This window comes from Methanobrevibacter acididurans, from assembly GCF_046197875.1.
GTDB classification, from domain to species: Archaea; Methanobacteriota; Methanobacteria; order Methanobacteriales; family Methanobacteriaceae; genus Methanobrevibacter_A; species Methanobrevibacter_A acididurans.
In genome coordinates this window covers 1,579,100-1,604,259 of the sequence record NZ_CP166991.1, presented here as the reverse complement: position 1 = coordinate 1,604,259, position 25,160 = coordinate 1,579,100, and the positions used below count along the sequence as shown (strand labels likewise).

Annotated in this window: 27 protein-coding genes and 1 tRNA gene; 14 read left to right on the top strand and 14 right to left on the bottom strand. The window is 26.3% G+C overall.

All coding sequences use genetic code 11. The annotated features are described in order from the left end of the window. Nucleotides 1–245: 245 nt before the first annotated feature. The gene (locus ACA135_RS07980) at nt 246–662 is read right to left on the bottom strand and encodes a ferritin-like domain-containing protein (protein ID WP_409198219.1); all 417 of its coding nucleotides are present in this window, start codon (nt 660–662) and stop codon (nt 246–248) included. 71 nt (nt 663–733) lie between these two features. Then, nucleotides 734–1,966: an FprA family A-type flavoprotein gene (locus tag ACA135_RS07975; protein ID WP_409198218.1), complete on the bottom strand. Its 1,233-nt coding sequence runs from the start codon at nt 1,964–1,966 to the stop codon at nt 734–736. 380 nt (nt 1,967–2,346) lie between these two features. On the opposite strand from ACA135_RS07975, the gene ACA135_RS07970 reads away from it, so the two are divergent. Beyond that, nucleotides 2,347–3,162: a V4R domain-containing protein gene (locus tag ACA135_RS07970; RefSeq protein WP_409198217.1), complete on the top strand. Its 816-nt coding sequence runs from the start codon at nt 2,347–2,349 to the stop codon at nt 3,160–3,162. A 29-nt stretch (nt 3,163–3,191) separates the two neighbouring features. On the opposite strand, the gene cobI is transcribed toward ACA135_RS07970, so the two are convergent. Continuing rightward, on the bottom strand, nt 3,192–3,902 hold the full coding sequence (gene cobI / locus ACA135_RS07965; protein ID WP_409198216.1) for a precorrin-2 C(20)-methyltransferase: 711 nt from the start codon (nt 3,900–3,902) through the stop codon (nt 3,192–3,194). Between the two features lie 267 nt (nt 3,903–4,169). Between cobI and ACA135_RS07960 the strand changes: the two genes are divergently transcribed. Continuing rightward, nucleotides 4,170–5,948: a helicase C-terminal domain-containing protein gene (locus tag ACA135_RS07960; protein WP_409198215.1), complete on the top strand. Its 1,779-nt coding sequence runs from the start codon at nt 4,170–4,172 to the stop codon at nt 5,946–5,948. Nucleotides 5,949–5,966: 18 nt separating this feature from the next. Here the strand turns inward: ACA135_RS07960 and ACA135_RS07955 are convergent. After that, nucleotides 5,967–6,040: transfer RNA gene (locus ACA135_RS07955), tRNA-Arg, on the bottom strand. A gap of 174 nt (nt 6,041–6,214) precedes the next feature. Here ACA135_RS07955 and hisF point away from each other — a divergent pair. Genes hisF through ACA135_RS07940 form a run of 3 tightly spaced genes read left to right on the top strand, consistent with a single transcriptional unit; the run spans nt 6,215 to nt 8,809 of the window. Continuing rightward, nucleotides 6,215–7,039 (top strand): imidazole glycerol phosphate synthase subunit HisF, encoded by an 825-nt coding sequence (gene hisF / locus ACA135_RS07950; protein WP_409198214.1) that lies wholly within the window; start codon nt 6,215–6,217, stop codon nt 7,037–7,039. 15 nt (nt 7,040–7,054) lie between these two features. Further along, nucleotides 7,055–8,029 carry a DNA glycosylase gene (locus tag ACA135_RS07945; protein WP_409199110.1) on the top strand — a complete coding sequence of 325 codons (975 nt, stop codon included), beginning with the start codon at nt 7,055–7,057 and terminating at the stop codon, nt 8,027–8,029. Nucleotides 8,030–8,044: 15 nt separating this feature from the next. Then, nucleotides 8,045–8,809, top strand: coding sequence for a hypothetical protein (locus tag ACA135_RS07940; protein ID WP_409198213.1), 765 nt, complete (start codon nt 8,045–8,047; stop codon nt 8,807–8,809). Nucleotides 8,810–8,859: 50 nt separating this feature from the next. Here ACA135_RS07940 and ACA135_RS07935 read toward each other — a convergent pair whose 3' ends face one another. Next, nucleotides 8,860–9,288, bottom strand: coding sequence for a peptidylprolyl isomerase (locus tag ACA135_RS07935; protein ID WP_409198212.1), 429 nt, complete (start codon nt 9,286–9,288; stop codon nt 8,860–8,862). A 77-nt stretch (nt 9,289–9,365) separates the two neighbouring features. Then, on the bottom strand, nt 9,366–10,406 hold the full coding sequence (locus ACA135_RS07930) for an aldo/keto reductase (protein WP_409198211.1): 1,041 nt from the start codon (nt 10,404–10,406) through the stop codon (nt 9,366–9,368). A gap of 142 nt (nt 10,407–10,548) precedes the next feature. Between ACA135_RS07930 and ACA135_RS07925 the strand changes: the two genes are divergently transcribed. Next, complete coding sequence (locus ACA135_RS07925; protein ID WP_409198210.1) at nt 10,549–11,724, top strand: aspartate aminotransferase family protein; 1,176 nt, start codon at nt 10,549–10,551, stop codon at nt 11,722–11,724. 22 nt (nt 11,725–11,746) lie between these two features. On the opposite strand, the gene ACA135_RS07920 is transcribed toward ACA135_RS07925, so the two are convergent. Beyond that, entirely contained in the window at nt 11,747–12,148 is a 402-nt protein-coding gene (locus ACA135_RS07920) for an NUDIX hydrolase (protein ID WP_409198209.1), read from the bottom strand. A gap of 438 nt (nt 12,149–12,586) precedes the next feature. On the opposite strand from ACA135_RS07920, the gene lysA reads away from it, so the two are divergent. Both lysA and dapF read left to right on the top strand, forming a co-directional pair. Then, entirely contained in the window at nt 12,587–13,873 is a 1,287-nt protein-coding gene (gene lysA / locus ACA135_RS07915) for a diaminopimelate decarboxylase (protein ID WP_409198208.1), read from the top strand. 15 nt (nt 13,874–13,888) lie between these two features. Beyond that, nucleotides 13,889–14,749 (top strand): diaminopimelate epimerase, encoded by an 861-nt coding sequence (gene dapF / locus ACA135_RS07910; protein ID WP_409198207.1) that lies wholly within the window; start codon nt 13,889–13,891, stop codon nt 14,747–14,749. A gap of 24 nt (nt 14,750–14,773) precedes the next feature. Here dapF and ACA135_RS07905 read toward each other — a convergent pair whose 3' ends face one another. The 7 genes from ACA135_RS07905 to ACA135_RS07875 form a co-directional block, all read right to left on the bottom strand. Further along, complete coding sequence (locus ACA135_RS07905; protein ID WP_409198206.1) at nt 14,774–15,364, bottom strand: HemK2/MTQ2 family protein methyltransferase; 591 nt, start codon at nt 15,362–15,364, stop codon at nt 14,774–14,776. Nucleotides 15,365–15,385: 21 nt separating this feature from the next. Further along, nucleotides 15,386–16,261: a 16S rRNA (adenine(1518)-N(6)/adenine(1519)-N(6))-dimethyltransferase RsmA gene (gene rsmA / locus ACA135_RS07900; RefSeq protein WP_409198205.1), complete on the bottom strand. Its 876-nt coding sequence runs from the start codon at nt 16,259–16,261 to the stop codon at nt 15,386–15,388. Between the two features lie 91 nt (nt 16,262–16,352). Further along, a complete protein-coding gene (locus tag ACA135_RS07895) occupies nt 16,353–17,000 on the bottom strand; it encodes a DUF655 domain-containing protein (RefSeq protein ID WP_409198204.1) in 648 nt (215 codons plus the stop codon). 293 nt (nt 17,001–17,293) lie between these two features. Further along, a complete protein-coding gene (locus ACA135_RS07890; protein ID WP_409198203.1) occupies nt 17,294–17,632 on the bottom strand; it encodes an RNA polymerase Rpb4 family protein in 339 nt (112 codons plus the stop codon). A gap of 5 nt (nt 17,633–17,637) precedes the next feature. Continuing rightward, nucleotides 17,638–17,928, bottom strand: a complete 291-nt coding sequence (locus ACA135_RS07885; RefSeq protein WP_409198202.1) for a 50S ribosomal protein L21e — start codon at nt 17,926–17,928, stop codon at nt 17,638–17,640. Between the two features lie 353 nt (nt 17,929–18,281). Then, nucleotides 18,282–19,553, bottom strand: a complete 1,272-nt coding sequence (locus ACA135_RS07880) for a tRNA pseudouridine(54/55) synthase Pus10 (RefSeq protein ID WP_409198201.1) — start codon at nt 19,551–19,553, stop codon at nt 18,282–18,284. A gap of 35 nt (nt 19,554–19,588) precedes the next feature. Beyond that, complete coding sequence (locus tag ACA135_RS07875) at nt 19,589–20,929, bottom strand: signal recognition particle protein Srp54 (RefSeq protein WP_409199109.1); 1,341 nt, start codon at nt 20,927–20,929, stop codon at nt 19,589–19,591. 261 nt (nt 20,930–21,190) lie between these two features. On the opposite strand from ACA135_RS07875, the gene hpt reads away from it, so the two are divergent. The 6 genes from hpt (at nt 21,191) to ACA135_RS07845 (ending at nt 25,160) form a co-directional block, all read left to right on the top strand. Then, a complete protein-coding gene (hpt, locus tag ACA135_RS07870; protein WP_409198200.1) occupies nt 21,191–21,760 on the top strand; it encodes a hypoxanthine/guanine phosphoribosyltransferase in 570 nt (189 codons plus the stop codon). A 23-nt stretch (nt 21,761–21,783) separates the two neighbouring features. Continuing rightward, entirely contained in the window at nt 21,784–22,791 is a 1,008-nt protein-coding gene (dph2, locus tag ACA135_RS07865) for a diphthamide biosynthesis enzyme Dph2 (protein WP_409198199.1), read from the top strand. Between the two features lie 139 nt (nt 22,792–22,930). After that, the gene (locus ACA135_RS07860; protein WP_409198198.1) at nt 22,931–23,644 is read left to right on the top strand and encodes a hypothetical protein; all 714 of its coding nucleotides are present in this window, start codon (nt 22,931–22,933) and stop codon (nt 23,642–23,644) included. 16 nt (nt 23,645–23,660) lie between these two features. Beyond that, nucleotides 23,661–24,149 carry a hypothetical protein gene (locus tag ACA135_RS07855; protein ID WP_409198197.1) on the top strand — a complete coding sequence of 163 codons (489 nt, stop codon included), beginning with the start codon at nt 23,661–23,663 and terminating at the stop codon, nt 24,147–24,149. 143 nt (nt 24,150–24,292) lie between these two features. Continuing rightward, nucleotides 24,293–24,859 (top strand): exosome complex RNA-binding protein Csl4, encoded by a 567-nt coding sequence (locus ACA135_RS07850; RefSeq protein WP_409198196.1) that lies wholly within the window; start codon nt 24,293–24,295, stop codon nt 24,857–24,859. 28 nt (nt 24,860–24,887) lie between these two features. Then, nucleotides 24,888–25,160 carry a DNA-directed RNA polymerase subunit L gene (locus ACA135_RS07845; RefSeq protein WP_409198195.1) on the top strand — a complete coding sequence of 91 codons (273 nt, stop codon included), beginning with the start codon at nt 24,888–24,890 and terminating at the stop codon, nt 25,158–25,160.

Below are 25,160 nucleotides of genomic sequence, written 5' to 3'. Positions count from 1 at the left end.
AAATTTTTTAATTTTTTTATTTTTCTATAAAATATAATTTACATGTACATGATTCGTTTGAAATCATGATTTAAAATTAGTAACTTTTATATTTAAGGTTAAATGATTAATTATTTATATATGATTATTGTAATCATTTATTTTAATGTATTGTTTTTTTATTTTAAAGGACTTTATTTTATATTCAAAAAATAGATTATTGATTTTTAAGTTTTTTATTAAAAATAAAAAAAGGTTAAAGAAATTTATAAATTATATCTTTCTTTAATTCCTTCTAAAATTCTTGAATGGCGTCCTTCATCTTTAGAACTTTCTCGGAAGAAATCGCTTGCATCTTCAAGACCAGCTTCTTTTGCTTTATCAGAAGCTTCTCTTTTTTCAACATTAGCTTTTAATTCACCATCAAGCATCATATCAATATTTTCACTTAAAGTAGGCTTAATAACACCATTCATTTCAGCAAATCTTGCTGCATGTTCAGCTTCTTCAAATGCTAATCTTTTAAATACTTCAGCTAATTCTCCATAACCTTCACTTGATGCTTGTCTAGCCATAGCCATATAAATACCTACTTCAGCAGTTTCTCCTTTGAAATTTCCTGCTACTTCTTTTTCTACATCAGTATTAACTGTAGTTCCTATTTTACGTTCATATTCTGCCATATTTTTTCCTCCAATAATTTAAATTTTCATTTTAATATATATTTTACATTAATATTAATTTTTGGGTATGTTTATAATTCTAATTTTTTTGCAGCTGCTACTAAGTCTTGACCTAATTTATATGCTGCTATTTTTTCGTCTTCATTAGGTACATAATAAATTTCATCTTTTTCTATTACATCAAATCCAGAATCATTTAAATATTCTGCTAATATATCTGGTGATCCACCTTTTCCTCCCATGGATCCAAATGTTACAGCAGGTCTTTTAAATCCTGTTCTGTTGAAATGAAGACCTTTTAAATAGAATAAAATATCTCCCATACTTGGGAATGGGTAATCATTTATTGTTGGATCACCGAATGCTACTGCTTTACTAGTTAAAATACTTTTAACAATTTCACTTCTTTCATCTTCATGTAAATAAAACATTTCAACATCATATCCTTCGGCAATTGCACCTTCTGCAATTTCATGTGCCATTGTTTGAGTTGAGTAATGCATTGTATCATATACTATAGTAATTTTATCTTCTGCTAATTTTCCAGTAGCCCATCCACTGTAAGCATTAATAACTTTCATAGGGTCTGTCCATATTTGACCGTGTGATGGTGCAATCATTTTAATTTTATCTAATAAATCTAATTCTATAATTTCATCAAATTTTTTTAGAACTTTTTTAGAAAGAGGAGTAATTAAATTTGCATAAAATTTTTTTGCCCCATCCATAAGTATTTCATCAGGAATATCTTTATCAAATCTTTTGGTGAAACATAAATGTTGTCCAAATGCATCATTTGGGAATAAAATTCCATCTTCTACTAAGAGAGTGAACATACTGTCTGGCCAATGAAGTAAAAATGCATCTAAAAATGCAAAGGTTCTTCCACCTAAATCTAATGAATCTCCAGTACCTACAGTTTGGAAATCTAATCCTTGAAGTGCGGGGTAATGTTTTTCTAATCCTTTTACAGCTATTTCACTACAGTATATTGGAGCTTCAGGGAATCTTTTATGGAGATCTACTAATACTCCACTGTGATCTTTTTCAACATGGTTTTGTATGATATAATCTATGTTTACATCTTTTCCTTCTTGTTCGAATGCATCATCTATACGTGCCATAATTTCTTCGGTTTTTCCTGGATATGCATTATCAATTAATGCAGTTTTATCTTTTCCAAATACTAAGTATGCATTGTAAGTAGTACCATCTAATGTGTATCCATGATAAGATCTTAAGTCCCAGTCAAGTACACCTATCCAGTATACTCCTTCAGCGATTTTTTGAGCTTTTGCTTTCATTTTTTCCCTCTAATATTTTTTTAGAAATTATTAAAAACATGTTCGTATTTACTAGAACATTAGTTTTATTTTATTAATTTATAATATATAAAGGTATTGTTTTAATAAAATATTTGATATCATTATTTTTCAATGAAATATAAAATTAAGTAAAAAATATCCAAAAAAAATTAAAAATATTATTAAATAAAATAATTATTATTTCAAGTTAAGTCTATCTATTTAATAAGATTTCATTGATATTAAAAATATGCTAAAACTATTAGTAATTATAGGAACAAGTATAAATATTATAAATATTAAAATTAATTATAAGCTTATAATTATAAAATTAAAATTTTTTTTATTAATTAATAAAAGTCGTTAAATAGAGGCTAATAATGGATAATAATAATTTAGAATTAGAAGAGAAAGAACCTCCTATCCAAATTTTTTCAAAAATTGATGGAAAAATTGGAGTCAATGTTGTAAAAAGTCCTGTAAAACTTACAATATTATCAATGCTTAAAAATAATGAAATGGAATTTGATGAAATAGTTAAAAACACAGGAAAATCTAAATCCACCATTTCCGTTCATTTAAAATCATTAAGAGAAGATGGTATTGTATCTTACAAATTTGATCCAAATGATCATAGAAAAAAAATATTTTATATTAAATCCAGATGTTTAGGGGAAATTGAAGCTGCTGAACCTGTAGAATTGGAAGAACGAAAAATAGATTTCTTGATTGATAACATTCTTAATGAAACTAATTTTCAATTTTCTTTTTTATTATTCCATACTTTAAGATCTACTTTAATTCAAGAAGGAATAAATATTGACCCTATATTATTGGATACTGGAAGACATATTGGTGAAACAATATATGAAGAACTAAAAGATGATGATGTTAATGTATTTGCTGAAAATATTATAAATTTCTGGAAAGATAATGGTCTTGGAGAATTAAGTATTAAATTAGGTGATACAATTGAAATTACTTCAGTTGATTGTTTTGAATGTGGTTTACTTCCAAAAACCGGAAAACCTGCATGTTTTTTAGACGCAGGAATAATTGAATCTTTATTAGCATCTTATTTAAAACAAGTAGTTGAAGTGACAGAAATTAAATGTTATACTATGGGAGATAATTGCTGTACTTTCTTAGTCGAACCTACTGATGAAGAATTCATTCCTTTAGTTGAATCAGAATAAATTTTAAAATAACTAAAAATTTTAGTTATTTAATTACTTTTTTTATTAAATTTGATTAAAGTAGTAGTTAAATAAGGTTTATCTTTAGAAAATCCTTTTATAATTTTCTCATCTTTCATACTACATTTTTCAACAGAAAATACTTCTTTTTCTTCAGATTTAAAATTAATAATATTTTCAAGTTCATCAGTATTTCTTGAAGGTTTCATTAAAACAATAGAATCACCTTCTGTTAATATTGATTCTATTCTATTATCAATTTTAGGGACTATACTAAGAACTTCATTTTTTTCAACTAATGGCTTACCAATACTTGATGCACATGCAGTACATGCAGTAATTCCTGGAACCATTTCAACAGTGTAATCTGTGAATAATCTTTTTTGCACATAAGAAAATGTTGAAAAAATAGCAGGATCCCCTAATGTTATAAATGCTACGTCCAGTCCTTTATCTAAAAAATTGGATATTATTCTTGAAGCATCATCCCAATGTTTTTCTAGAATATTTTTATCTTCAGTCATTGGAAAAATAGGATCTAAAATTTTTAATGTATCCTTATCTTCTCTATCTTCAATAATAGGTTTAATTATTGATAAAGCTATACTGTCTTTTTCTTTTGAGGATTTTGGGGAACATATCACAGGAATTTTTGATAAGATATTTGCTGCTTTTATAGTTAATAATTCTGTGTCTCCAGGCCCAACTCCAATTCCAATTAGTTTTCCTTTTTTTACCAAATTTATCACTTTAATAATTATTTTAAATTACTCATCTTATTAAATTTTTATTATACATTTCATTTAATAAATATCTTTTATTTTAAATTTAATATATTATATTACTTTTCACATACTCTAGGTTTATTTATTTATATTATCAGATTCAATATTTTAGTAAAAGAGTAATTCTATTTTTTGTCTTAAGTGGATGTTAAAAAAGTTAATTTGTTGCAAAATTAATCAATAAAAGATATTAAAATAGCTAAACATTTTAAAAATACATATATGAGTAATAATATGAGTTCCGAAACAGAATATATAAAATTAGATAATTTTAAAAAATCTAAAACTAAAAAAAAATTAGAAGAAGTAAAAATACCTCAATCTTATTCATTTGAAGATAATTCTTTACCTAAAATTCAAATTGATTTTTTAAAAAATAAATATCCCAATATTAATGAAAATATTATAGAAAATTTTCCATTTAATAACCCTAGACCAGGTCAACTTGAAATAATCGAAGATATAGAAGATGCTATTTCTAAGGGTTATAAATATATAATTTTAGAAGCAGGTACCGGAACAGGTAAATCAGCTATTGCCACAACATTAGCTAGGATGTATGAATCTGCATATATATTAACAATGACTAAACAATTACAATCTCAATATATGAATGAATTTCATTTTCCTCTTGTTAAAGGGAGATCCAATTTTGGTTGTTTGAATGAAAATTTAGACACAACTTGTGATATGGGGACATGTAAAACATCACCTTCTTCCTCTAAATTTACATGTCCATTTGGTGTAGTAAAAAATCCAACTCTTGATGCTACTGAAGCTTTTGAAGATTCTAATGGGGGTGTTTTATTTTATCAATCTGAAAATCATTGTAATTATTGGCAACAAAAAGCAAATGCTGTAAATTCTCCAATAACTTTAATGAATTACGATTATGCTATTTTAGAATTAAATTATGTCAAACATTTCGGTCAACGTAGTTTATTAATCCTTGATGAAGCCCATAATATAGAAAATAAATTAATGAGAATTTTAGAATTAAATCTTTATAATAAACGTTTAGAAAAAGATATTCATAAAGTTATAAGTCCTAAAACTATTTATAATGGTGGAATTGAAGATTGGATAAATGAAATTGATGCAATTTATGATGCATATAAAGATATAGATATTAAAGATCTTCCAAAAAATAAAATAGAAAGAATTCAATCTACCACATTTAGATTGAAGAAATTAAAAGAAAATCTTCAAAAAGAACCTCAAAATTGGGTTATAGATCCTACAGATGAAGGAGTTTCTTTTAAACCACTTAGAATTCATCACTATGCTGAAGATTATTTATTTAAATATGGGGATGTTGTAATTTTTTTAAGTGCTACTATCTTATCTCATAAAATGTTCTCTAAATGGTTAGGACTTAATCCAAAAGAAGTTTACCATATTAAAGCAGATAGTCCTTTTCCTCCTGAAAAAAGGCCAATCGAGCTTAAATTGGCTGGAAAAATGTCTGCTAATAGAGTAAAACACACTGCTCCAAAAACTCTCCCAATACTTAATAAAATTCTTAAACTACATGAGAACGATAAAGGATTAATACACACAAACAGTTATAAATGTCAAAATTATATAACTCGTAATTTACCAAATTCACGGTTGATTTCTCACAATTCTGCTAATCGAGAAAGAGTTTTAAAATATTTTGAAAAAAATCAGGAGCCATTAGTTTTAGTTTCTCCATCTATGAGTGAAGGTGTGGATTTACCATATGATAAATGTAGATTCCAAGTTATATACAAAATACCATTTCCTTATTTGGGAGATAAACAAGTTAATATGAGAAGAAAAAGAGATCAACGTTGGTATGCATATAAAACAGTCATGACATTAATGCAAGCATATGGTAGGGGAATGCGTGCTGAAGATGATTCTTGTGTAACTTACATCCTTGATAGTGATATAAAAATGTTACTTAAAAGTCCATTATATAAATCTTTAATTCCTGACTTTTTTAAAGATGCAATAATCATTGATGATAATTTTTGAATATTTAATAAAAAAAGACGGACCTAGGGGGATTTGAACCCCCGATCTCGGGATCCGAAGTCCCGCGTCATTCCAGGCTAGACCATAGGACCATTATTTAATATTATATTAAAAATATAATACTATTAAATAATTTAATTTTTATTATTAATAAATCCTTAGTATTTTTTAAATATCAAAACATATTATATAATACTGTAATTTTTATAAAGATTGTAATTTTTTAAAATTAAATGTATAAAAAGATATTATTAAGGGAGTATTTAATGTTAACTAAAAGAATTATTCCATGTTTAGATTGTGATTTGCAGGTTCCAGAAGGTAGGGTTGTTAAAGGGGTTGAATTTAAACAAATTCGTTATGCAGGTAATCCTGTAGAATTAGCTACTCGTTATTATGAAGATGGTGCTGATGAAATAGTTATATTGGATATAACAGCTTCTCATGAAAGAAGAGGGACCATGAAAGAAGTTATTGAAAGATTAACTGAGAATGTTTTCATCCCTATATGTGTAGGTGGAGGAATACGTAAGGTAGAAGATTATGTAAATATGCTTAAAGCTGGAGCGGATAAATGTTCTACAAATACTGCGGCTATTCATAATCCTAATCTTTTAACTGAAGCTGCTGAAGTTGTGGGTTCCCAAGCAGTAGTTATTGGTATAGATGCTAAAAGAAGATATATTGATGATGAAACTCAAGCACTTGATAAGAATGTAATAGAAACAGATAAAGGTCTTTGTTGGTTTGATTGTAGTATATATGGAGGTAGAGAATTTACTGGTATTGATGCAATTTCTTGGGCTCAAACATGTCAGGAGAAAGGGGCAGGTGAAATATTATTGACTTCTATGGATGGTGATGGGACTAAAGATGGTTATGATTTAGATCTTACAAAAGCGATAAATGATAGTGTGGATATTCCTGTAATAGCTTCTGGAGGAGTTGGAACACCTGAACATATTAAAGAAGCATTTACAATTGCTAATGCCAGTGCTGCTTTAGCTGCAAGTATATTTCATTTTAATGAATATCCTGTTCCAGTTGTAAAAAAATATTTAAAAGAACATGGTGTTAATGTTCGTATGTAATGGGATGTTAAAATGATGAAATTTAATAAATTAATAAATTTGGAATTAACTCAATCATCTGGTCAAACTTCACAACCTCCATGGGTTATAAATGAGGAAGGTGAGTATCAAAGTTTATTAATTTTAAAAGAATCTCCTGTGCTTATAAAATTATCCCAAAAGAATTTTAAATCATTAAATTTAGATTATGAATTACCATTAAATTTAGATTCATCCCTATTTAATAAAAAATCTTTAGAAAAAGAAATATGTTCTGAAATTGTTAGAATATATAATTTAGATTTTGATTTAGATAAATTTTACAAGTTTTTAATGATGGATTCTAAATTAATTGATTCTATAAAATTTTGTAATGGGTTACGCCTATTTTTAGCTAAAAATCCTTTTGAATGTATTATTTCATCTATTTGCAGTGCTAATAATTCAATTAATCGTTGGACTAAATCTATTTCTCAAATCAATTACAAATGGGGTAAAGAAATCTTATTTCCTTCTGGAAATTTTTTCACATTTCCTACTCCCTCAACTTTATCTAAAGTTTATGAAAATGATTTAGAAGAATATGAAGCATTAAACCATCATACAGAGATTGAATGTTGTGTTAATAATCTTAAATCATGTGGTGTGGGTTATAGAGCTAAATATATGAAAAAAACTTCAGATATATTTACAAATCAACTAAATTATAATGATATATTTAAAATGAAGTATGATGAAGCATTTCAAACTATAATAAAAATTCCAGGTGTTGGCCCTAAAGTTGCAGATTGTATTTTATTATATGGTTTTGGTTTTAAAGAAGCTTTTCCTTCCGATGTATGGATAAAAAGAATAATATCTAATCTTTACTTTAATGGTGAAGATATTTCTGCCAATAAAGTCCGTGATTTTGGAATGGATAAATTTGGAGATTATGCAGGATATGCACAATTATACCTTTTTCATTATGCTCGTAAATCTGGTTTAATGGATAAATTAACTAAAATTTAATTAAGTAGGAATTATATGAAAGATATTAATTACTCAATTTCAGATGAAAAAAATTATACTAAAAATCAAATTAAAAAAATTGAACAGGAATTTGGCAATATCCAAGGTTTATCTGATATTTTAGAAAATACTAAAAAATTATTTGGTTGTGAAATTTATTTAAAAATTTTTAAAGAAGCTAAAAATACTGCAGAAAAAGATTATGAAAGACTAAATATTTCAGATGATAAAAATTCATATAATAATGAATCTCTCTATAATAAATATCCTCAGTTAACTTATGCTTCAGTTCTGGATAAGCCTTTAATTTATTTACCTTCATTACACGGGGACTTGATAATATATACAATGTTTATTAGTACATTTACATTATTATCTACTATCTGTAATGTTAAATCATCTCACTTAGTTCGAGTTGAAAGAATATTTAATTTAATGGATAAAGTAATGGTTTTATTTGATAAATTTAATCAAGATTTAGATTACACTCCACCTACTCAAAATTTTTATGACAAATTAAAAACTATAAGATGGGATAAAAAAAGTAAAAAACTTTTTAGTAAAATTCAAAATATTAGAAATAATATTACAAATGTTAATTCTAAGAATATGGATATGTACAATACTCGGTTTAATTTAACAGAAAATTATTTATTAATATTTTTGGCTGCTTCTAGTGCAGTAAAAAGAGAACATAAAAATATAACTATGGAAGATGTTGTTCAATCACATAAAACTTATTATAAATTAATTAATATGGATTTAAAAGATTTTTTATAAAAACATTTTTTTAAAATTTATCATAATAAAAAAGAGTTTTATAAAGGATTTTATCCTTTAACTCTCACTTTATTCATGACATCTCCTTGTTCTATAGCATTCACTACATCCATACCTTCAATAACTTTTCCGAATACAGTGTGCACACCATCAAGATGAGGTTGAGGAGAATGAGTTATGAAAAATTGGCTTCCTCCAGTATCTTTACCTGCATGAGCCATAGATAGAGCTCCTACGCCATGTTTATGTGGATTCCCTTCAGTTTCACATTTAATTGTGTATCCAGGTCCACCTGTTCCATTACCATTTGGATCTCCACCTTGTATTACAAAATCTGGAATAACTCTATGAAAAGTTAAACCATCATAAAATTCTGAATTTGCAAGTTTTTCAAAATTTGCTACGGTTCCTGGTGCTTCATTAGGAAATAATTCTAATATAATATTTCCTTTCTCGGTTTCTATAGTTGCAGTTTTCATTTTTTTTAACTCTTTAAATATTTTTTTTTAATAATATTTTTTATATATTAAATTAATCTATATAAATTAATCTAATTTTATTCTTTTACATAACTGACTTTTGTTTTTCCAGCTATTATGTTTTTGTAATCTTCATAATTTTCTTTTAGGAGAGTAGGAATATCTAATTCATATGGACATCTTTCTTTACATTTATTACAATGTGTACATTCCTCGATTTGTTTCATCATCTTCTGATTATCTTCAGTTAAATATAACTCCGGGGGGAAACGTCTTAAAAATAATGACATTCTTGCACACATAAATATTTTGATATCAACAGAACAAGGGGAACAATATCCACATCCTCTACAAAATTCCCCAATTAAATCTTTTTTATCATTATTTATATCTTCGATTAATTTTTTATTTAATTTAACAGGAGATTTTAAATTATTAAGGGCTTCATCTAATTCTTTTTCCTTTTGTATTCCCCAAATTGGTAAAACATTATCATATTTTTCCATAAATCCAAAACTAGCATATCCATTGGTAATTAATCCACCTGAAAAAGCTTTCATTGCAATGAATCCTATATCTTCTTTTTTGCATGATTTGATTATATTTAAATCTTCTTTTCCACTTAAATAAGAAAAAGGGAATTGTAATGTTTCATATAAACCACTATTTATAGCTTCATCTGCCAAATTCAACTTATGAAATGTAATTCCTATATGTTTTATGAATCCTTTTTCTTTAGCTTCAATCATTGCTTCATAAAGACCAGTATTATCATTAAGTTTTGGGACAAATGGGGGATTATGGAACTGGTATAAATCTATATAATCAGTTTGTAATTCTTTAAGGCTTTGATTTAAATCTTTCCAAAAATCTTCGACATTTAAAGCCCTTGTTTTAGAAGCAATTACAACTTTATCTCTGACATTATTAAGAGCTATACCTAACTTTTTTTTACTGTCAGTATAAGCACGGGCAGTATCATAATAATTTATACCGCCTTGGTAAGCTTTTTGAATTATTTTAATACTTTCTTTCATTGGAACTCTTTGAATTGGTAATGCTCCAAACCCATTTTTATTTACTACTATTTCAGATTTACCTAATCTTACATTCACCATAAAATCAACTCATACATAATTTAAATTTATAATTGTACTTATTTATACTTTAAAAAACATAATTTATAATCACATTTTATTATAATAAACTAATTTTATGATTTACTAATAATATTAAAAAAAATATTTTAAGAGGAATAATATGAATACTGATGAAATTATTGATACATATGATAAACATATAATGCATACTTATGGGAGACAACCTATAGCCTTAGATCATGGTCATGGACAATTTGTTTATGATATAGATGGGAATGAATATTTAGATTTTTTTGCAGGTATAGCAGTTAATAATGTTGGACAAACTGATGATAAAGTGGTAAATGCTATTAAAACTCAAGCTGAAAAAATGATTCATTGTTCTAATATATACTATAATGAACCTGCAGCTATTTTATCTAAAAAAATTGCAGAATTTTCAGGATTAGATAAAGTATTCTTTTCAAATAGTGGTGCTGAAGCAAATGAAGCTGCTATTAAATTAGCAAGAAAATACACCGGAAAAGGGGATATTGTTGCAACTTATAATTCTTTTCATGGAAGAACAATGTTAACAGTTACTGCAACTGGTCAAGATCAATATAAATTACCATTTAAACCATTACCTCCTGGTTTTAAACATGTAAATTTTGGTGATATGGATGCGATGAAAGGAGCTATAGATGATAATACTGCAGCTGTATTGATTGAAATAATTCAAGGTGAAGGCGGGTTAAACATGGCTCCTGAAGGATATTTTGAAGAATTGGATGCTTATTGTAAAGAAAAAGATGTTTTATTAATTATTGATGAGGTTCAAACTGGTTTAGGAAGAACTGGAAAAATATTAGCTTCACAATACTTTGATATTAAGCCAGATATAATTTCTCTTGCTAAGGGTTTAGGTGGAGGGGTTCCTATAGGTGCAACTTTAACCTCAAATAAAGTGTCTGAAGGTTTTGTTCCAGGGGATCATGGATCTACCTTTGGAGGAAATCCATTATCTTGTGCTGCAGCTAATGCTGCAGTTGATGAAATTATTGAAAAAAAATTATCTGAAAATGCAGAGGAAGTTGGAAAATACTTAAAAAATAAATTTTTAGAATTAAAATCTAAATATGATTTTATAACTGATGTACGAGGATTAGGATTATTAATAGGTATTGAATTAAATATGCCTGGTGGAGAAATTGTTGATGAAATGAGAAAAAGAAGAGTATTAATTAATTGTACTGCCGGTAATGTTTTAAGATTTGCTCCACCACTTTTAATTTCTAAATCTGATGTTGATAAAATGATTCCATTATTAGATGAGGTATTTTCAAATATTAATTAAACATTAAAAAAATATAAATGTTTTAAATTACCCAATTCTTTTTTTCTAATAACTTTTTTAATCCTTCTGTAATATTTAATGTTTTTATTTTTTTTATATCTGCCCAAGTATAATCTTCATGTTCATTACTTATTTTAACTTCCCAATTTTCAGGAATTACATAAATAATTATTTGTACAGTTCGTCTATTGATAAAATCTTGTTGTATAGCCTCATAAAAATCTCCTAATCTTACATTTAAATTTGTTTCTTCTTTAAATTCTCTAATTAGTGCTTCATCAAAGAATTCACATTTTTCAACTTTTCCTCCAGGAAGTTCCCATTGACATGCTCCAGTTTTAGATTTAGAATGTCTTTTTATGAGTAAAATTTTATCGTCTTTTTTTACAATTCCTCTCATTGTTAATCCGTAAGGTTTTACCATAATTTATCACACTATATAATTCATTTTTTTTCAAAAAAATTCACATATTTTATTTTTACAATTCTCTTCATTGATTTATTTATTGTTCGTTAAATAGATAAATTATCTTTAATTTTTAGAATATTTTATTTTTACTTATTATTAATTTAAAAATTTAGTTTATATGTGATGTTCTAAAATATATTTTTTTATTAAATTTATATTTAAACCATTATAGAGAAATAAATTTCTAATATGAAATTTAATATGACTTAAATTAAATTTAAGAACATACCGTATTGAAAAAGTTAATTGAATTTTTATAAATTTTATTAATTTATTCCGAGATTAATTATATATAATAATAACAATAAATTTTTTTAATAATGAATATTATATTGAATCTAGTTAAATATTCAAAAAATAATAATTAATTTAAATACACTTTGGAGTTAAATCATGGATTTAAATATTAAAACTAATGAAAAAAACCATTTAACTATTGGTGGTGCAGATGTTTGCGATATAGTAAAAGAATTTGGCACTCCTTTATATGTTATTGATGAAAACAGAATAAGAGAAAATTATCAAAGATTTTATAATGCATTTTCAAAATATTATAAAGATTTCAAGGTATTTTATGCATGTAAAGCGAATACTAACCTCGCGGTAATGTCTATTTTAAAAGATGAAGGTTGCTGCATAGATACTGTATCTCCAGGTGAAGTTTATACATGTAAAAAATTAGGATTTTCTTCTGATAAAATTCTTTTCACTGGAAACAATATCAAAAATGAAGAAATGAAATTTGTTGCAGATGAAGATGTTGTGTTAAATATAGATTCTATGTCTGCTCTTAAAAGATTAGCTGAAGTTATAAATCCTAATGGTACTAAAATATCTTTTAGAGTTAATCCAATGGTTGAAGCAGGACATCATAAACATTGTATTACTGGTGGAGTAATGGCTAAATTTGGTATAATGGAAACTGAAGCAGTTGAAGCATATAAATTAGCTAAAAAATTAGGATTTAATCCTGTAGGTATGCATTCTCATATAGGGTCTGGAATTTTAGATCCAGAACCATTTAAACTAGCAATTAAATCTACAATGGATATTGCAGGTAAAGTACATAAAGAAGCAGATATTGATTTCGAATTCATAGATTTTGGTGGAGGCATAGGAATACCATATACACCTGATGAAAAATTATTAGATATTGATAATTTTGCAAAAGAAAATGTAGAGTTATTTAAACAAAAACTCCAAGAATATGATATGAAAGAACCAACATTATATTTAGAGCCTGGAAGATATATTGTAGGAGACGCTTCTGTTTTATTAGTATCTGTTAACAGTGTTAAACAAAGTTATAGGAAATTTATTGGAACTGATGCAGGATTTAACACATTATTAAGACCTACTATGTACGGTTCATACCACCATATAGTTTTAGCTAATAAAATGAATGAAGACCCAGTTGAAAAAGTAGATGTTGCTGGAAATGTATGTGAATCTGGAGATTTATTTGCAAGAGATAGATTTTTACCAAAAATTCATGAAGGAGACATATTAGGAATATTAAATGCAGGAGCTTACGGTTTTACAATGGCATCTAACTATAATTCTAGACCTTTACCTGCAGAAGTTCTTATAAGTAACGGAAAACCTATCTTAGTTCGTGAAGAAGAAAAATTTGATGATTTATTTAATAAACAGATTATTCCAGATCATTTAAAAAATTAAAATTTGAGGTTAACAATGGATTTAAAAGGATTAAAATTTTCAAAGATGCATGGTATTGGTAATGATTTTATAATCATTGATGAAACAAAAGAAGAAATTATTTCAGAAAAAAATAAACCCGAAGCATGTAAATTTCTTTGTGATAGACATTTTGGTGTAGGATCTGATGGGTTACTATTTATTTCAAACTCTGAAAAGGCAGATTTAAGATATCGGATGTTTAATCCCGATGGTTCTGAGGCAGAAATGTGTGGAAATGGAATTCGTTGTTTCGGAGATTATGTATACCGAAATAATATAATCAACAAAAAATCCATGACAATAGAAACTATGTGTAATATATTAACTTTAGAGGTTCAAGTTGAAAATAATGAGCCTGTATCATTTAAAGTTAATATGGGCTTATCAACATTTAAAACAAATGAAATTCCAATGATTTCAAATCAGGAAGAATTTTTAAATCAAGATTTGCTTGTTGATGGGGAACATTTTAATGTTACTGCAATTAATGTTGGAAATCCTCATGCAATCATCTTTGTTGATGACTTAAATAATGTTGATATCAATAGGTTCGGTCCAGCTATAGAATGTCATAAAGTATTTCCTGAAAAAATAAATGTTCACTTTGTTAAAGTTTTTTCTCCTAATGAAGGAGAAATGAAAACTTGGGAAAGAGGAGCAGGAGTAACTTTAGCTTGTGGTACTGGTGCAACTTCTACAGCTATTGCAGGTTATAAATTAGGCTTTTTTAATGAGAATATTCTCCTTCATTTGCCTGGAGGGGATCTTAAATTTAAGATTTATGAAGAAGATAATGAAATTGGTGTTTTCATGGAAGGTCCAGCAAAATTAGTATTTAATGGTGAAATTCAATAAATATTATTTTTTTATTTTTTTTTTTTAAATTAAGTATCCATTTATTAAAACTATTTCTTCAAAAAAGAATTTTTCACTAGCACCTACTTCAGATATAAATCCTTGATGGTCTAATTTTTGCAATGTTTTATCAATATCAGATAAAGATGACTGAATCATCTGTAATTTTCCATTTTCATTTAAATAATTTTTGACCTGATTTAAGAATATGTCTATGACTTTTCTTCCATCTGGTCCACCATCAAAAGCATAATTTAAATCATTGTCTAAAATTTCATCATTAGAAGTAGGTAAATATGGAGTGTTGAATAAAATTACATCAAACTTTCTATTTTTCAATGGTTCAAATAGATTTCCAAAAATTATTTCAATATTATCAATATTATTTTTTTTAAAATTTTTTTCAGCTAATTGCAATGCATTAAAATTAATATCCGTAACAGTTATTTTATTTGTTAATTGGGACGCATACATAGCTACTAATCCTGTTCCCGTTCCAATTTCGAGTACAGTATCACCATAATTTATATCAAGATTTTCAGCTAAAAGAAAAGTATCATCTGACGGTATATATACTAAATCTTCTGTTTCCAATTCAAATTCTCCAATTTTCATGTTTATTCCTCTAAAAAATAATTATTTTTTGATTACAGTTTCTAATTTTTTAGATAATAATAATATTTCTTCCGGACTCATATTTACGGCACGTTTTAGAAATAATTCATTAACATCAATTTCATTTAGTTTAGATTTCAATAATTTTTTGTCTTTATATCCTAATATTTGACGAGAATCGATTAAAGCATTCTTACATTTTTTATTTTTGTGTTGAAATAAAGTTTTACAAACAATTTCATAATTTTTAAATTCTTCATCACTAATTTTTGAATTTATATTTTTTTTAGGAGTTAATTTTAATATAACTGATTCAACTTTTGGTTTTGGAATAAATGATTCTGGAGATACATTATCTAAGATTTCAATCAAACTTTTAAAATATAACATTGCTGAAAGTCGAGAATAATTTCTGTTTCCAGATTTAGCAACCATGCGTTCTCCAAATTCTTTTTGGTACATTAAAATACCTAAGTCAAATGAGTAATCTAAAAGTTTAAATGTTATTGGAGATGAAATTTGGTAAGGTAAGTTTGAAACAATTTTATTAAAATCTGGAAATTTGACTTTTAATGCATCCTCGTTAATTAATTCAACATTATTAATATTCTCATTTTTTAATCTTTTTTTTAAAATCTTAAAAATATTAGTATCTTGTTCAATAGCTGTTACTTTATTAACTTTTTTAGCTAGTTCAATAGTTAAAGTTCCAATACCCGGACCGATTTCTAGGATATTGTCATCATTTTTTAGGTTTGCAAATGATATAATTTGATTTCTTTTGAATTCATCTATTAAATAATTCTGTCCTAAATTATTATTTAAGTGAATTTTATTTTTTTGAAGAATTTTTTTAGTTTCTTTAGCTAATGATGATTTGTTTTCTTCAATTTTCAATTAATCACATCATTTTTATTTTTAAGGAAAAATTTTATTTAAAATTAGAAAAAGGGGTTGAAAAAAGGTTGTACTCTTTTTTCATTAAAGTTTATCTTTGTTTATATTTTCTGTTTCTATTGTTTGGGTGTCTTTTTTTTCCATGATTTTTAGACGGAATTTGAGTGAATAAATAATACTTATTTTTACCTCTTTTAACTTTAGTATTATCTAATTCCAATTTCACCCTATTTACTAACATTCCAACTGGATCAGTTAGTAATGGAACTCTAGTTTTTATATCTTCAAAACTTTCAAATGGTTTATCATTTCTTGCTTTTAATAATTCCTCTCTATGTTTTTTTCCAATTCCTGGTATTAATTCTAATTTATGCAATCTTGTGCTTATTGGTCCTGCTTCATTGAAAAATTTTACATATTTCTCTTCTTGTGATTCTATTATTTCTTTAATTGCAAAATCTATTTCAATTCTACTTGTTGCGGTTAAGTCATCTAAGTTTAATTTTCTTTTCACTGTGCTAATTTTTTCTCTTTTGCCTGCTCCAATGTAAACTTTTTCTAAAATTTCTAAGTCTTCACCTTTTTTAGGACTTAACTCTAATAAATTGAATCTTTGTGTACCAATGGCTTGAGCAACTGCATTTCCTCTGAAAGATGTCATATCTGGTTTAACATAACCTAAACTCAAATAATCCAGTATTATTGCCTCATCTTCTTTTTTAGGGTTATTAATATCCATTTAATCACCACCGTGTAATATTTTATCTTTATTTTTAATCTTAATTAATTTACTTTTTATTTAACCTAATATAATAATTTTTGTATTTACTTTTATTATTTTTTGTTTATATTAAGATTTTTTTATTAAATTATAATCTTAAAACTTGAAGATTAAGATTTAATTCTAAAACTTTTAAAAATAGTCCTTTTATTAAAGCTGGTTAAAACTACCAAATTATTAAAAATTTGGATTTTTAAAAATAGTAATATTTTTTTAAAAAAATTTAAAAATAGTAATATTAAGTAGTGATTTTACTCTTCTACTTGATATTTATTTAAAATTTTGAGAACATCTTCCATTTCATCTTTTTTCATTGGAAATTTTTCTTTAGCAAATATTAATCTTAAATCAGCTAGGTCTTTTGGCATTAAATCAGCTATTCGTATTGCATATTTTGTTTTTACAATAGATTCTAATTCTTTGATTAATTTTTCTGTATCTTCTAAAGGAAGTTTTTGGAAGTTTGTTACATGTGCTAAAGTTAAATTTTGTTCATAGCTAAGTTCATTTTTTTCACTAAACTCTTCTAAAATTTCTTTCACTTCAGCAGCAGGAATTGGATTCACATCCAAAGTTTTTTTCCCAATCATTGAGATCACTCTTGAGCTTTTAAGTGGTCTGGTCTAACTATTAATTCTTTAGCTTTATTTCCATCATTTAAAGAAAGTATATAAGCTTCACCTTTTTGTCCAACTACTTTAGCAGTTTTCCCGTGAAATCTGGAATGTGGTTGTCCTTTTTGTATACTTGGATCAATAATAATATGAACTATTTCTCCTTCTTCAAATTGTTGAATTTTTTTTGTAATAGGATTAGAACGTCCTGGTCTAGCAGTTTTTGTTAATTTATTTCTACTTCTACTTTTAAATCCTCTTGATCTTTTCATTTTTCATACCTCGATAATATTAATTCCCTTTATTGGGTTTATAGCTAAATTATCACTTTTTTATAAATTTAAATAATTTCAGTATTTAATTAATTATCAGCAGATTTTAATTTATATTAAAAAGACTAATATATTTAGTTAATTAATTTAGTTCTAAAATTATAAAGTAAATAGATAAATTTCAAAAATATTTCAGAATAAAAAAATTATTAAAATAAATGAAATTTTAGTAAATTGATAATAATAAATTATTGTTATTAACATGTTAATATAGTTTACTATTTTAACAATTTCTTATTTAGTTCAAATTATATAAAAACTTTTTCATTTTTAAGAAAATATTTAAAATTATTTCATTCCATTCCTACTTCAATTACATCTAATTCTTCGCAAATAGATTTATTATTTAATAATTCACTTATATTGGGTTGGCTTCTACCTTCATCTCCTGAAATGAGTTCTTTGATATAAAGTCCGCCTTGAGTTTTTATTATCATTTCAAAGCTATGAAAATCAATGTAATTAGTTTTAATATTTTTAACTTCCTTGATTCTAATTTTGTCTGCTCTTCTGTGAGCTACTCTAATAGGAGTTCTTTGTTCAATTATATGTAATTTATTTAATTTTTTTAAATCATTTTTATTAATTTCTTCATCACATTTTACTAAAGCCCTATAAACTTTGTAATTATCAGAGGATGAAACTTTTATATCAGCTTTTCTATTTCGTTTAACGAATTTTAAATCATTGTATTTAGTTTTATTATTATTAAGAATATTTACTTCTTTTTCTATTTTTTTTAAATCTAAATTTCTTATTTTTGGTTCTTTAATTTCTAGTACAAATGGTCTTCCTGTTCCTAACATTCTTACATCAATGTCTTCTCTTCCAGCACCGTGAAATTTAGCTTCATATCCTTTACTTTCTTTTAATACAGTTTCAGACAATAATTCTTCTACAGATTCTGGGTATTGTTTACCTGTTCCATTACACTTTTCGCAGCCTTTACCTTTACAATTTCGGCATGGCCATTTAGTTTGTGGAATACCTCGAATGTATTTATTATATCTGCCTTCAATAAATATTGGATTTATTTGTATTCTAACTTTAATATTATCTAAAGTACCATCTTTTAATACTTTAGGTTCTTTATTGAATACATTTTTTAAATCAACCATAATTACTATATCTTGAGTAATAAAATCGACTTCTTTATTTAAATTTTTTTCTAAAAGTTTCCCAATAGTTCTATTAACTTCCTTTTTTATAGGTTCTACATCAAGATCTAATCTTTTATTTAAATATTCATCCTTCTCTGTAATCGCAGGTTCTAATTTTGAACCAACTACAAAAGTTTCATATTCTAAATTTAAATATTTTACTTTAGCTTCAACTTTTTTAAGTATTGTTTCATCTAAGTATTTAAATAAATTTTTACATATATCACATTCATCATTTTCTTCTAAGTCGTTTAATTTTAATTCTTCACGGATTTTTTTACCGCGCTCAAAATTTCCATCACCTTCAATCACATCTGAAAATTTACGACCTAAGCAATGATTACAGATTTTACCCTCAGTAAGTTCCATAAGTTCTAATATTTTTGTTTTAGTTTCTTCATCCATTGTATCTTCTTTTTTTTAATTTAAAAATCTTATATTTATTTCATGAATTGTCCCATTAAACGATTCATAGCTCCTCCACCCATTCCTCTTCTTCCAATTCCTTTCATAGCTTTTTTAGTGTTATTGTAATATTTTAGAAGATCTTTAACTTCTGATTCTTCTACTCCTGCACCTCTTGCTATTCTAGCTATTCTAGAATGTTTAATTATTTTAGGATTTTCCATTTCTTTATTTGTCATGGAAGACATCATTATTTTATAGATTACAATTTTGTCTTCAGTCATTTTTGAAGCTTCTTTAGGTATTTTAGCACCCATTCCGGGGATCATGTTCATTATTTGTTGCATTGGTCCCATTTTATTCATCATATCAAATTGATTTTTCATATCTTTCAAGGTGAATTTTCCACTTAACATTGCATTCATAGTTTCTGTTGCAACATCTTCATCTACAACTTCTTCAGCTTTTTCAACTAAACTTTTTATATCCCCCATACCTAATAATCTGGAAATAAATCTTTCAGGGTTAAAAGCTTCAAAGTCATCAATTCTTTCACCGGTACCAATAAATTTAATAGGAGCTCCAGTTTCTGCAACTGCAGATAAAGCACCTCCACCTTTAGCAGTACCATCTAATTTTGAAATGATTATAGATCCAATTTCTGTTGCTTCTGAGAATGCTTTTGCTTGAGCTCCTGCCTGTTGGCCTATTGTTCCATCAATAACTAATATGGATTCAGTTGGATTTATAACTTCATCTAATTCTTTCATTTCTTTTAATAAATCAGATTCCTCTTTATGTCTTCCAGCTGTATCAAAAATTATTACCTTTTGATTTTTAAATTCTTTAAGTCCTTTTTTAGCTAAATCTAATGCATCTTTATTGTTGGGATCTCCATATAATGAGATTTGCATTTCTTCTGTTAATTGTTTTAATTGTTCGTATGCTGCAGGTCTCCATGTATCAGTACATACAATAGCTGGTGAAAATCCTTTTTTTTGTAAATATTTACATAATTTACCTATGGTGGTTGTTTTACCACTTCCTTGCAAACCTAAAAACAATATTTTAAATGGTTTTTGGTCAATATTTAAATCTACAGCCTCAGAACCAAGTAATTGTACCATTTCTTCGTAAATAATTGTTATAACATGTTCTCTAGGGGTTATTCCTTTTGGAGGTTTTTCTTCAATTGCTCTTTCTTCAATTTTTTTTGATAATGATTGAACTAATTTTATATTAACATCGGACTGTATTAATGCTCTTTGTATTTCTCTAACTACTTCTTTGATAGTTTTCTTATCAATAACAGTCATTCCTGCTAATTTTTTCATAGTATTTGTTAGATTTTCTCCTAAATTTCCTAACATTTTTATCACTGTGTTATTTTTTTGATAAAATTTTAATAAATGAAATAATAATTTAATGTTAAATTTTTTAATATATTATATAACTATTAAGATATCTTTTATTATATAATTATATTTAACAATCATATTTATTATAAATAATATTATATAATTAGAATATGTTAAAAAACTGATTTTTTAATTATTAATAAAATTTTGTTAAAAAAAAATTGCTAAAAATAATTTATATTAAAGTTTATTTTTATAGTTTTAATGTGTGTGTTAAAGATGCTAGAAGAATTAAAAAAAACATTAGAAGAAGCTCCGATTGTTAAAAAAGGGAATTATAATTATTTTATCCATCCCGTTACTGATGGTATACCTGCTGTAAAACCAGAATTATTAAGAGAAATTGCGGATACATTAACCCAAAAAATTAATTTTGAGAATATTGATAAGATAGTTGCTATTGAAGCAATGGGTATTCATTTAGCTACAGCTTTATCCCTTAAAACTAATATTCCCTTTGTGGTTATAAGGAAAAGACATTATGGTTTACCAAATGAACATCAAGTACATAAAAAAACAGGTTATGGTGAGTCAATTCTTTATATCAATGATTTAAATAAAAATGATAATATTTTATTAATTGATGATGTTGTAAGTACTGGAGGAACTTTAATTGCAGTTATTAATGCTTTAATTGATATGGGAGTTACAGTTGATACTGCTGTGGCTGTAATTGAAAAAGGCAAAGGGAAAAAAATAGTTGAAGATGAAATTGGGATGTCTATTCTCACTTTAATTAAATTAGATGTTGTTAATGGTCACGTTGTAATAGAATCTGTGAATGATTAAAAAATTAAGTTTGTTTGATAAAAATGTCTATTTATAATATGGATTTGGAAAAAGTAATTAAAAAAATTGAATCTTTTAATGCTAAAACTGTGGGTCTTCAATTTCCTGAGGGATTAAAAACACAAGCTGTCTCTATTGCTAAACAAATCGAAGATTTAACTGATGCTACAGTTTTAATTTCTGGAGATCCCTGTTTTGGGGCATGTGATGTTTCTGATAAAAAAATGATTGGAATAGTTGATTTAATTATTCATTATGGGCATACTCCTTTACCTATTAATTATAAAATTCCCACTATGTTTATTGAAGCGTATGCAGATGTGGATGTTAAAAAATATTTAGAAGAAGCACTTCCACAATTAGAAAATTATTCTAAAATCGCTTTAGCAACTACAACACAGCAATTGAATGTTCTTAATGAGATGAAAGATTATTTAGAAGATCATGGAAAAGAAGTTGTTATTGGATCATCTAAAAGCACTAGAAAAGGACAAGTTTTAGGTTGTAATTTTTCTTCAATTAAAAATTTAGATGCTGAAGTATATTTATTTGTGGGTAGTGGAAATTTTCATCCATTAGGGATTTATTTGTTTACTAAATCACCAGTATTGGCTATTGATCCGTATGGTGGAACTATTAGAAACATGGCTGAATATGCAGATAAAATCCTTAGAATTAGGTTTGCTAGAATTATTAAATCACAATCAGTAAAAAAATGGGGAATATTAGTATCTTCTAAAGAAGGACAATATCGAATGCAATTAGCTAAAAAAATTAAAGGGATGTTAAAAGATGAAGGCATGGAAAGTTATATTATTGTTCTAGATAATATTAATCCTGATGTTTTATTGCCTTATACTGATTTGAAAGGTTTTGTTGTAACTGCTTGTCCTAGAATTGCAATTGATGATTCTCAAATGTATAAAAAACCATTAATTACTCCTAAAGAACTAGAAATAGTTTTAAATAAAAGAACTTGGGAGAATTATCAGTTAGATGAAATATTGTTTCATGAAAAATATAAATATTAAATTTTAGGCTCTGTCAAAAACTTAGTTGATTTTATTTTTTGAAATATTTTGACTCATAATTTTTTTAAGCTTTCTTATGGCTTTAATAATGATTTAGAAATAGTAAAGTTAATATATTAAGTGGAGCCAATATATTAATATGACTAATAAAAAAATAAAAGCTCCATGTTATACTATGGAGCCAATACAATTTAAACTTTACGATTTTTGTGAAGAGTTTTCTGGTTTTAGATCTGATGTGTCTAAAAAGTTAGTTGGGTGTCAGGATATGAGTCCTGAATTAATTCGTCTTGAAAAAAATGGTGAAATAATTTTTAGCAACAGTGTTGCTGTTTGTCCAGTGTGTGGGTCTCACCACAATGTTAAAGATGGTAAAATGGAACGTGAATTGATTTTCATGAACTTAGGGAATCAAACTTGTAAAGTTCAAAGATATAAATGCACTAGATGTGGTAATGTGTTTAGTGCTGATTTGTCATCTATAGTTGAGGTTAATCGGAATATTACTAAGCCAGTAATTGATTTTATCCTTAAATCCTATAGTATTGGTGGTGATAGTATTCGTAAAATCATGCACAGGTTAAAAGAAATCCATAATGTTGATATTTCTTATCAAAGTGTTGAAAACATTTTATTAGGATTTGAATATGATTTTAATAATGGTTTTTATAGTCTTTCGGGTTATTACTTATTTGATGCTTTGTGGGTTAAAATTAACAGCACGTGGAATTATCTTTTGGCCTTATTCGACCTACAAAGTAATACTATTGTTTCCTATGATTTAGCCTCTTCTGAGTCAGAAAAAAGTATTTTACAAGTTTTTAAGCGAATCTACTTACAATCAAGATCGTAAATATATTGTAACTGATTTGAAACATGAATATCGCCAACCAATACGAAAATTAGGTTTTAAACACCAATTCTGTGTGTTTCACACAAAACAAAAAATAAACAGAGACATAAACGATTACTTAAAACAAAACAAATTAACACATGAGGATATTGAATCTGTAAAAAGTTTTAAACATGAAATTTTCAATATTATGGATGCTCCAGACTTAGAAACAGCTAAAACAAAAAGAGATCAACTTATCAAAGAACAAAAAACCCTACCTGAACCAATTTTCAAAATCTTATGGAAATTCATAGTCCCCTACTTCAAAAACTTAACATATTACATTAAAAACACTAACATTAGTCGTACGAGTAACAAAATCGAGAATATATTCCAAAAAGTATTCCCAAAACATATTAAAAGACTAATGAAAACAAAAACCGGATTAATCAACAGATTCAAACTAAAACTAGAATTCTGGAACATAAAAAATAAAAACCAAAATCATCAACTAAATTTTTGACAGAGCCAAATTTTAATAAACAAATTAATATATAAGATTAAATTAATAAATATATTTATTAAGATAAAATTGTCGAAATAATTTATAAAAATATATTTTTGTATATAAAAATTATTTAATCCTTACTTTTTTAGAGGTGTATTATGAAGATAGAATCTGGAGATTTAGTTATGCCTGGTGATTTTTTAGCTGTTAGTGAACAATTTTTGCCTGGTCAAGGAGCATATGATGATGAGGGATTTATAAAATCAACTACATCAGGAAATGTATATATAAATATTAAATCTAAAGAAATTGAGGTTATTTCTAAATCTGGAGGTCCAGTTTTACTAAAAAAAGGAGATATTATTTTTGGACAGATTAAAGATCTTCGAGGACAACGGGCTTTAGTTGATATTCAAATTAAAAAGGGCTGTTCTCGTGAATTTGCTTTACCTTATAAAGCTGCTATTCATATATCTCAAGTCACCAAAGGTTATTTAGATAGATTAAATGAAGCATTTAGAATTGGAGATATTATAGAAGCAGAAATAATTAAAGTCATGGGAGATAATGTGGATTTAACCACAATTGAAGATAATTGTGGAGTAATTAAAGCAATGTGTACACGTTGTAGAAATTATATGAAACCTTCCAAAAGAAATGAACTTTATTGTGAAAGATGTAATCACAAAGAAAAAAGAAAAATATCTTCAAATTATGTTGAATAATAATTATTTTTATTTATGGAATGATAATATGGAAATTGAAATTGTAACTGATAAAACACTAGAACTTGAAATTATAATACATGGTGAAGACCATACTATTTGTAATGTACTAAGAAAATATTTAATGGAAGATGATGATGTGGAATATGCTGTTTATGGAATAGATCACCCAATAATAGGTGAACCACATATGACTATTAAAACTAAAAGAACTAAAAGACCTAGAAATTCTCTTGTTAAAGCAGCTAATCATTTAAAAGATGAATCTAATGATTTTAAAGCATTAGTAGAATCTATTTAA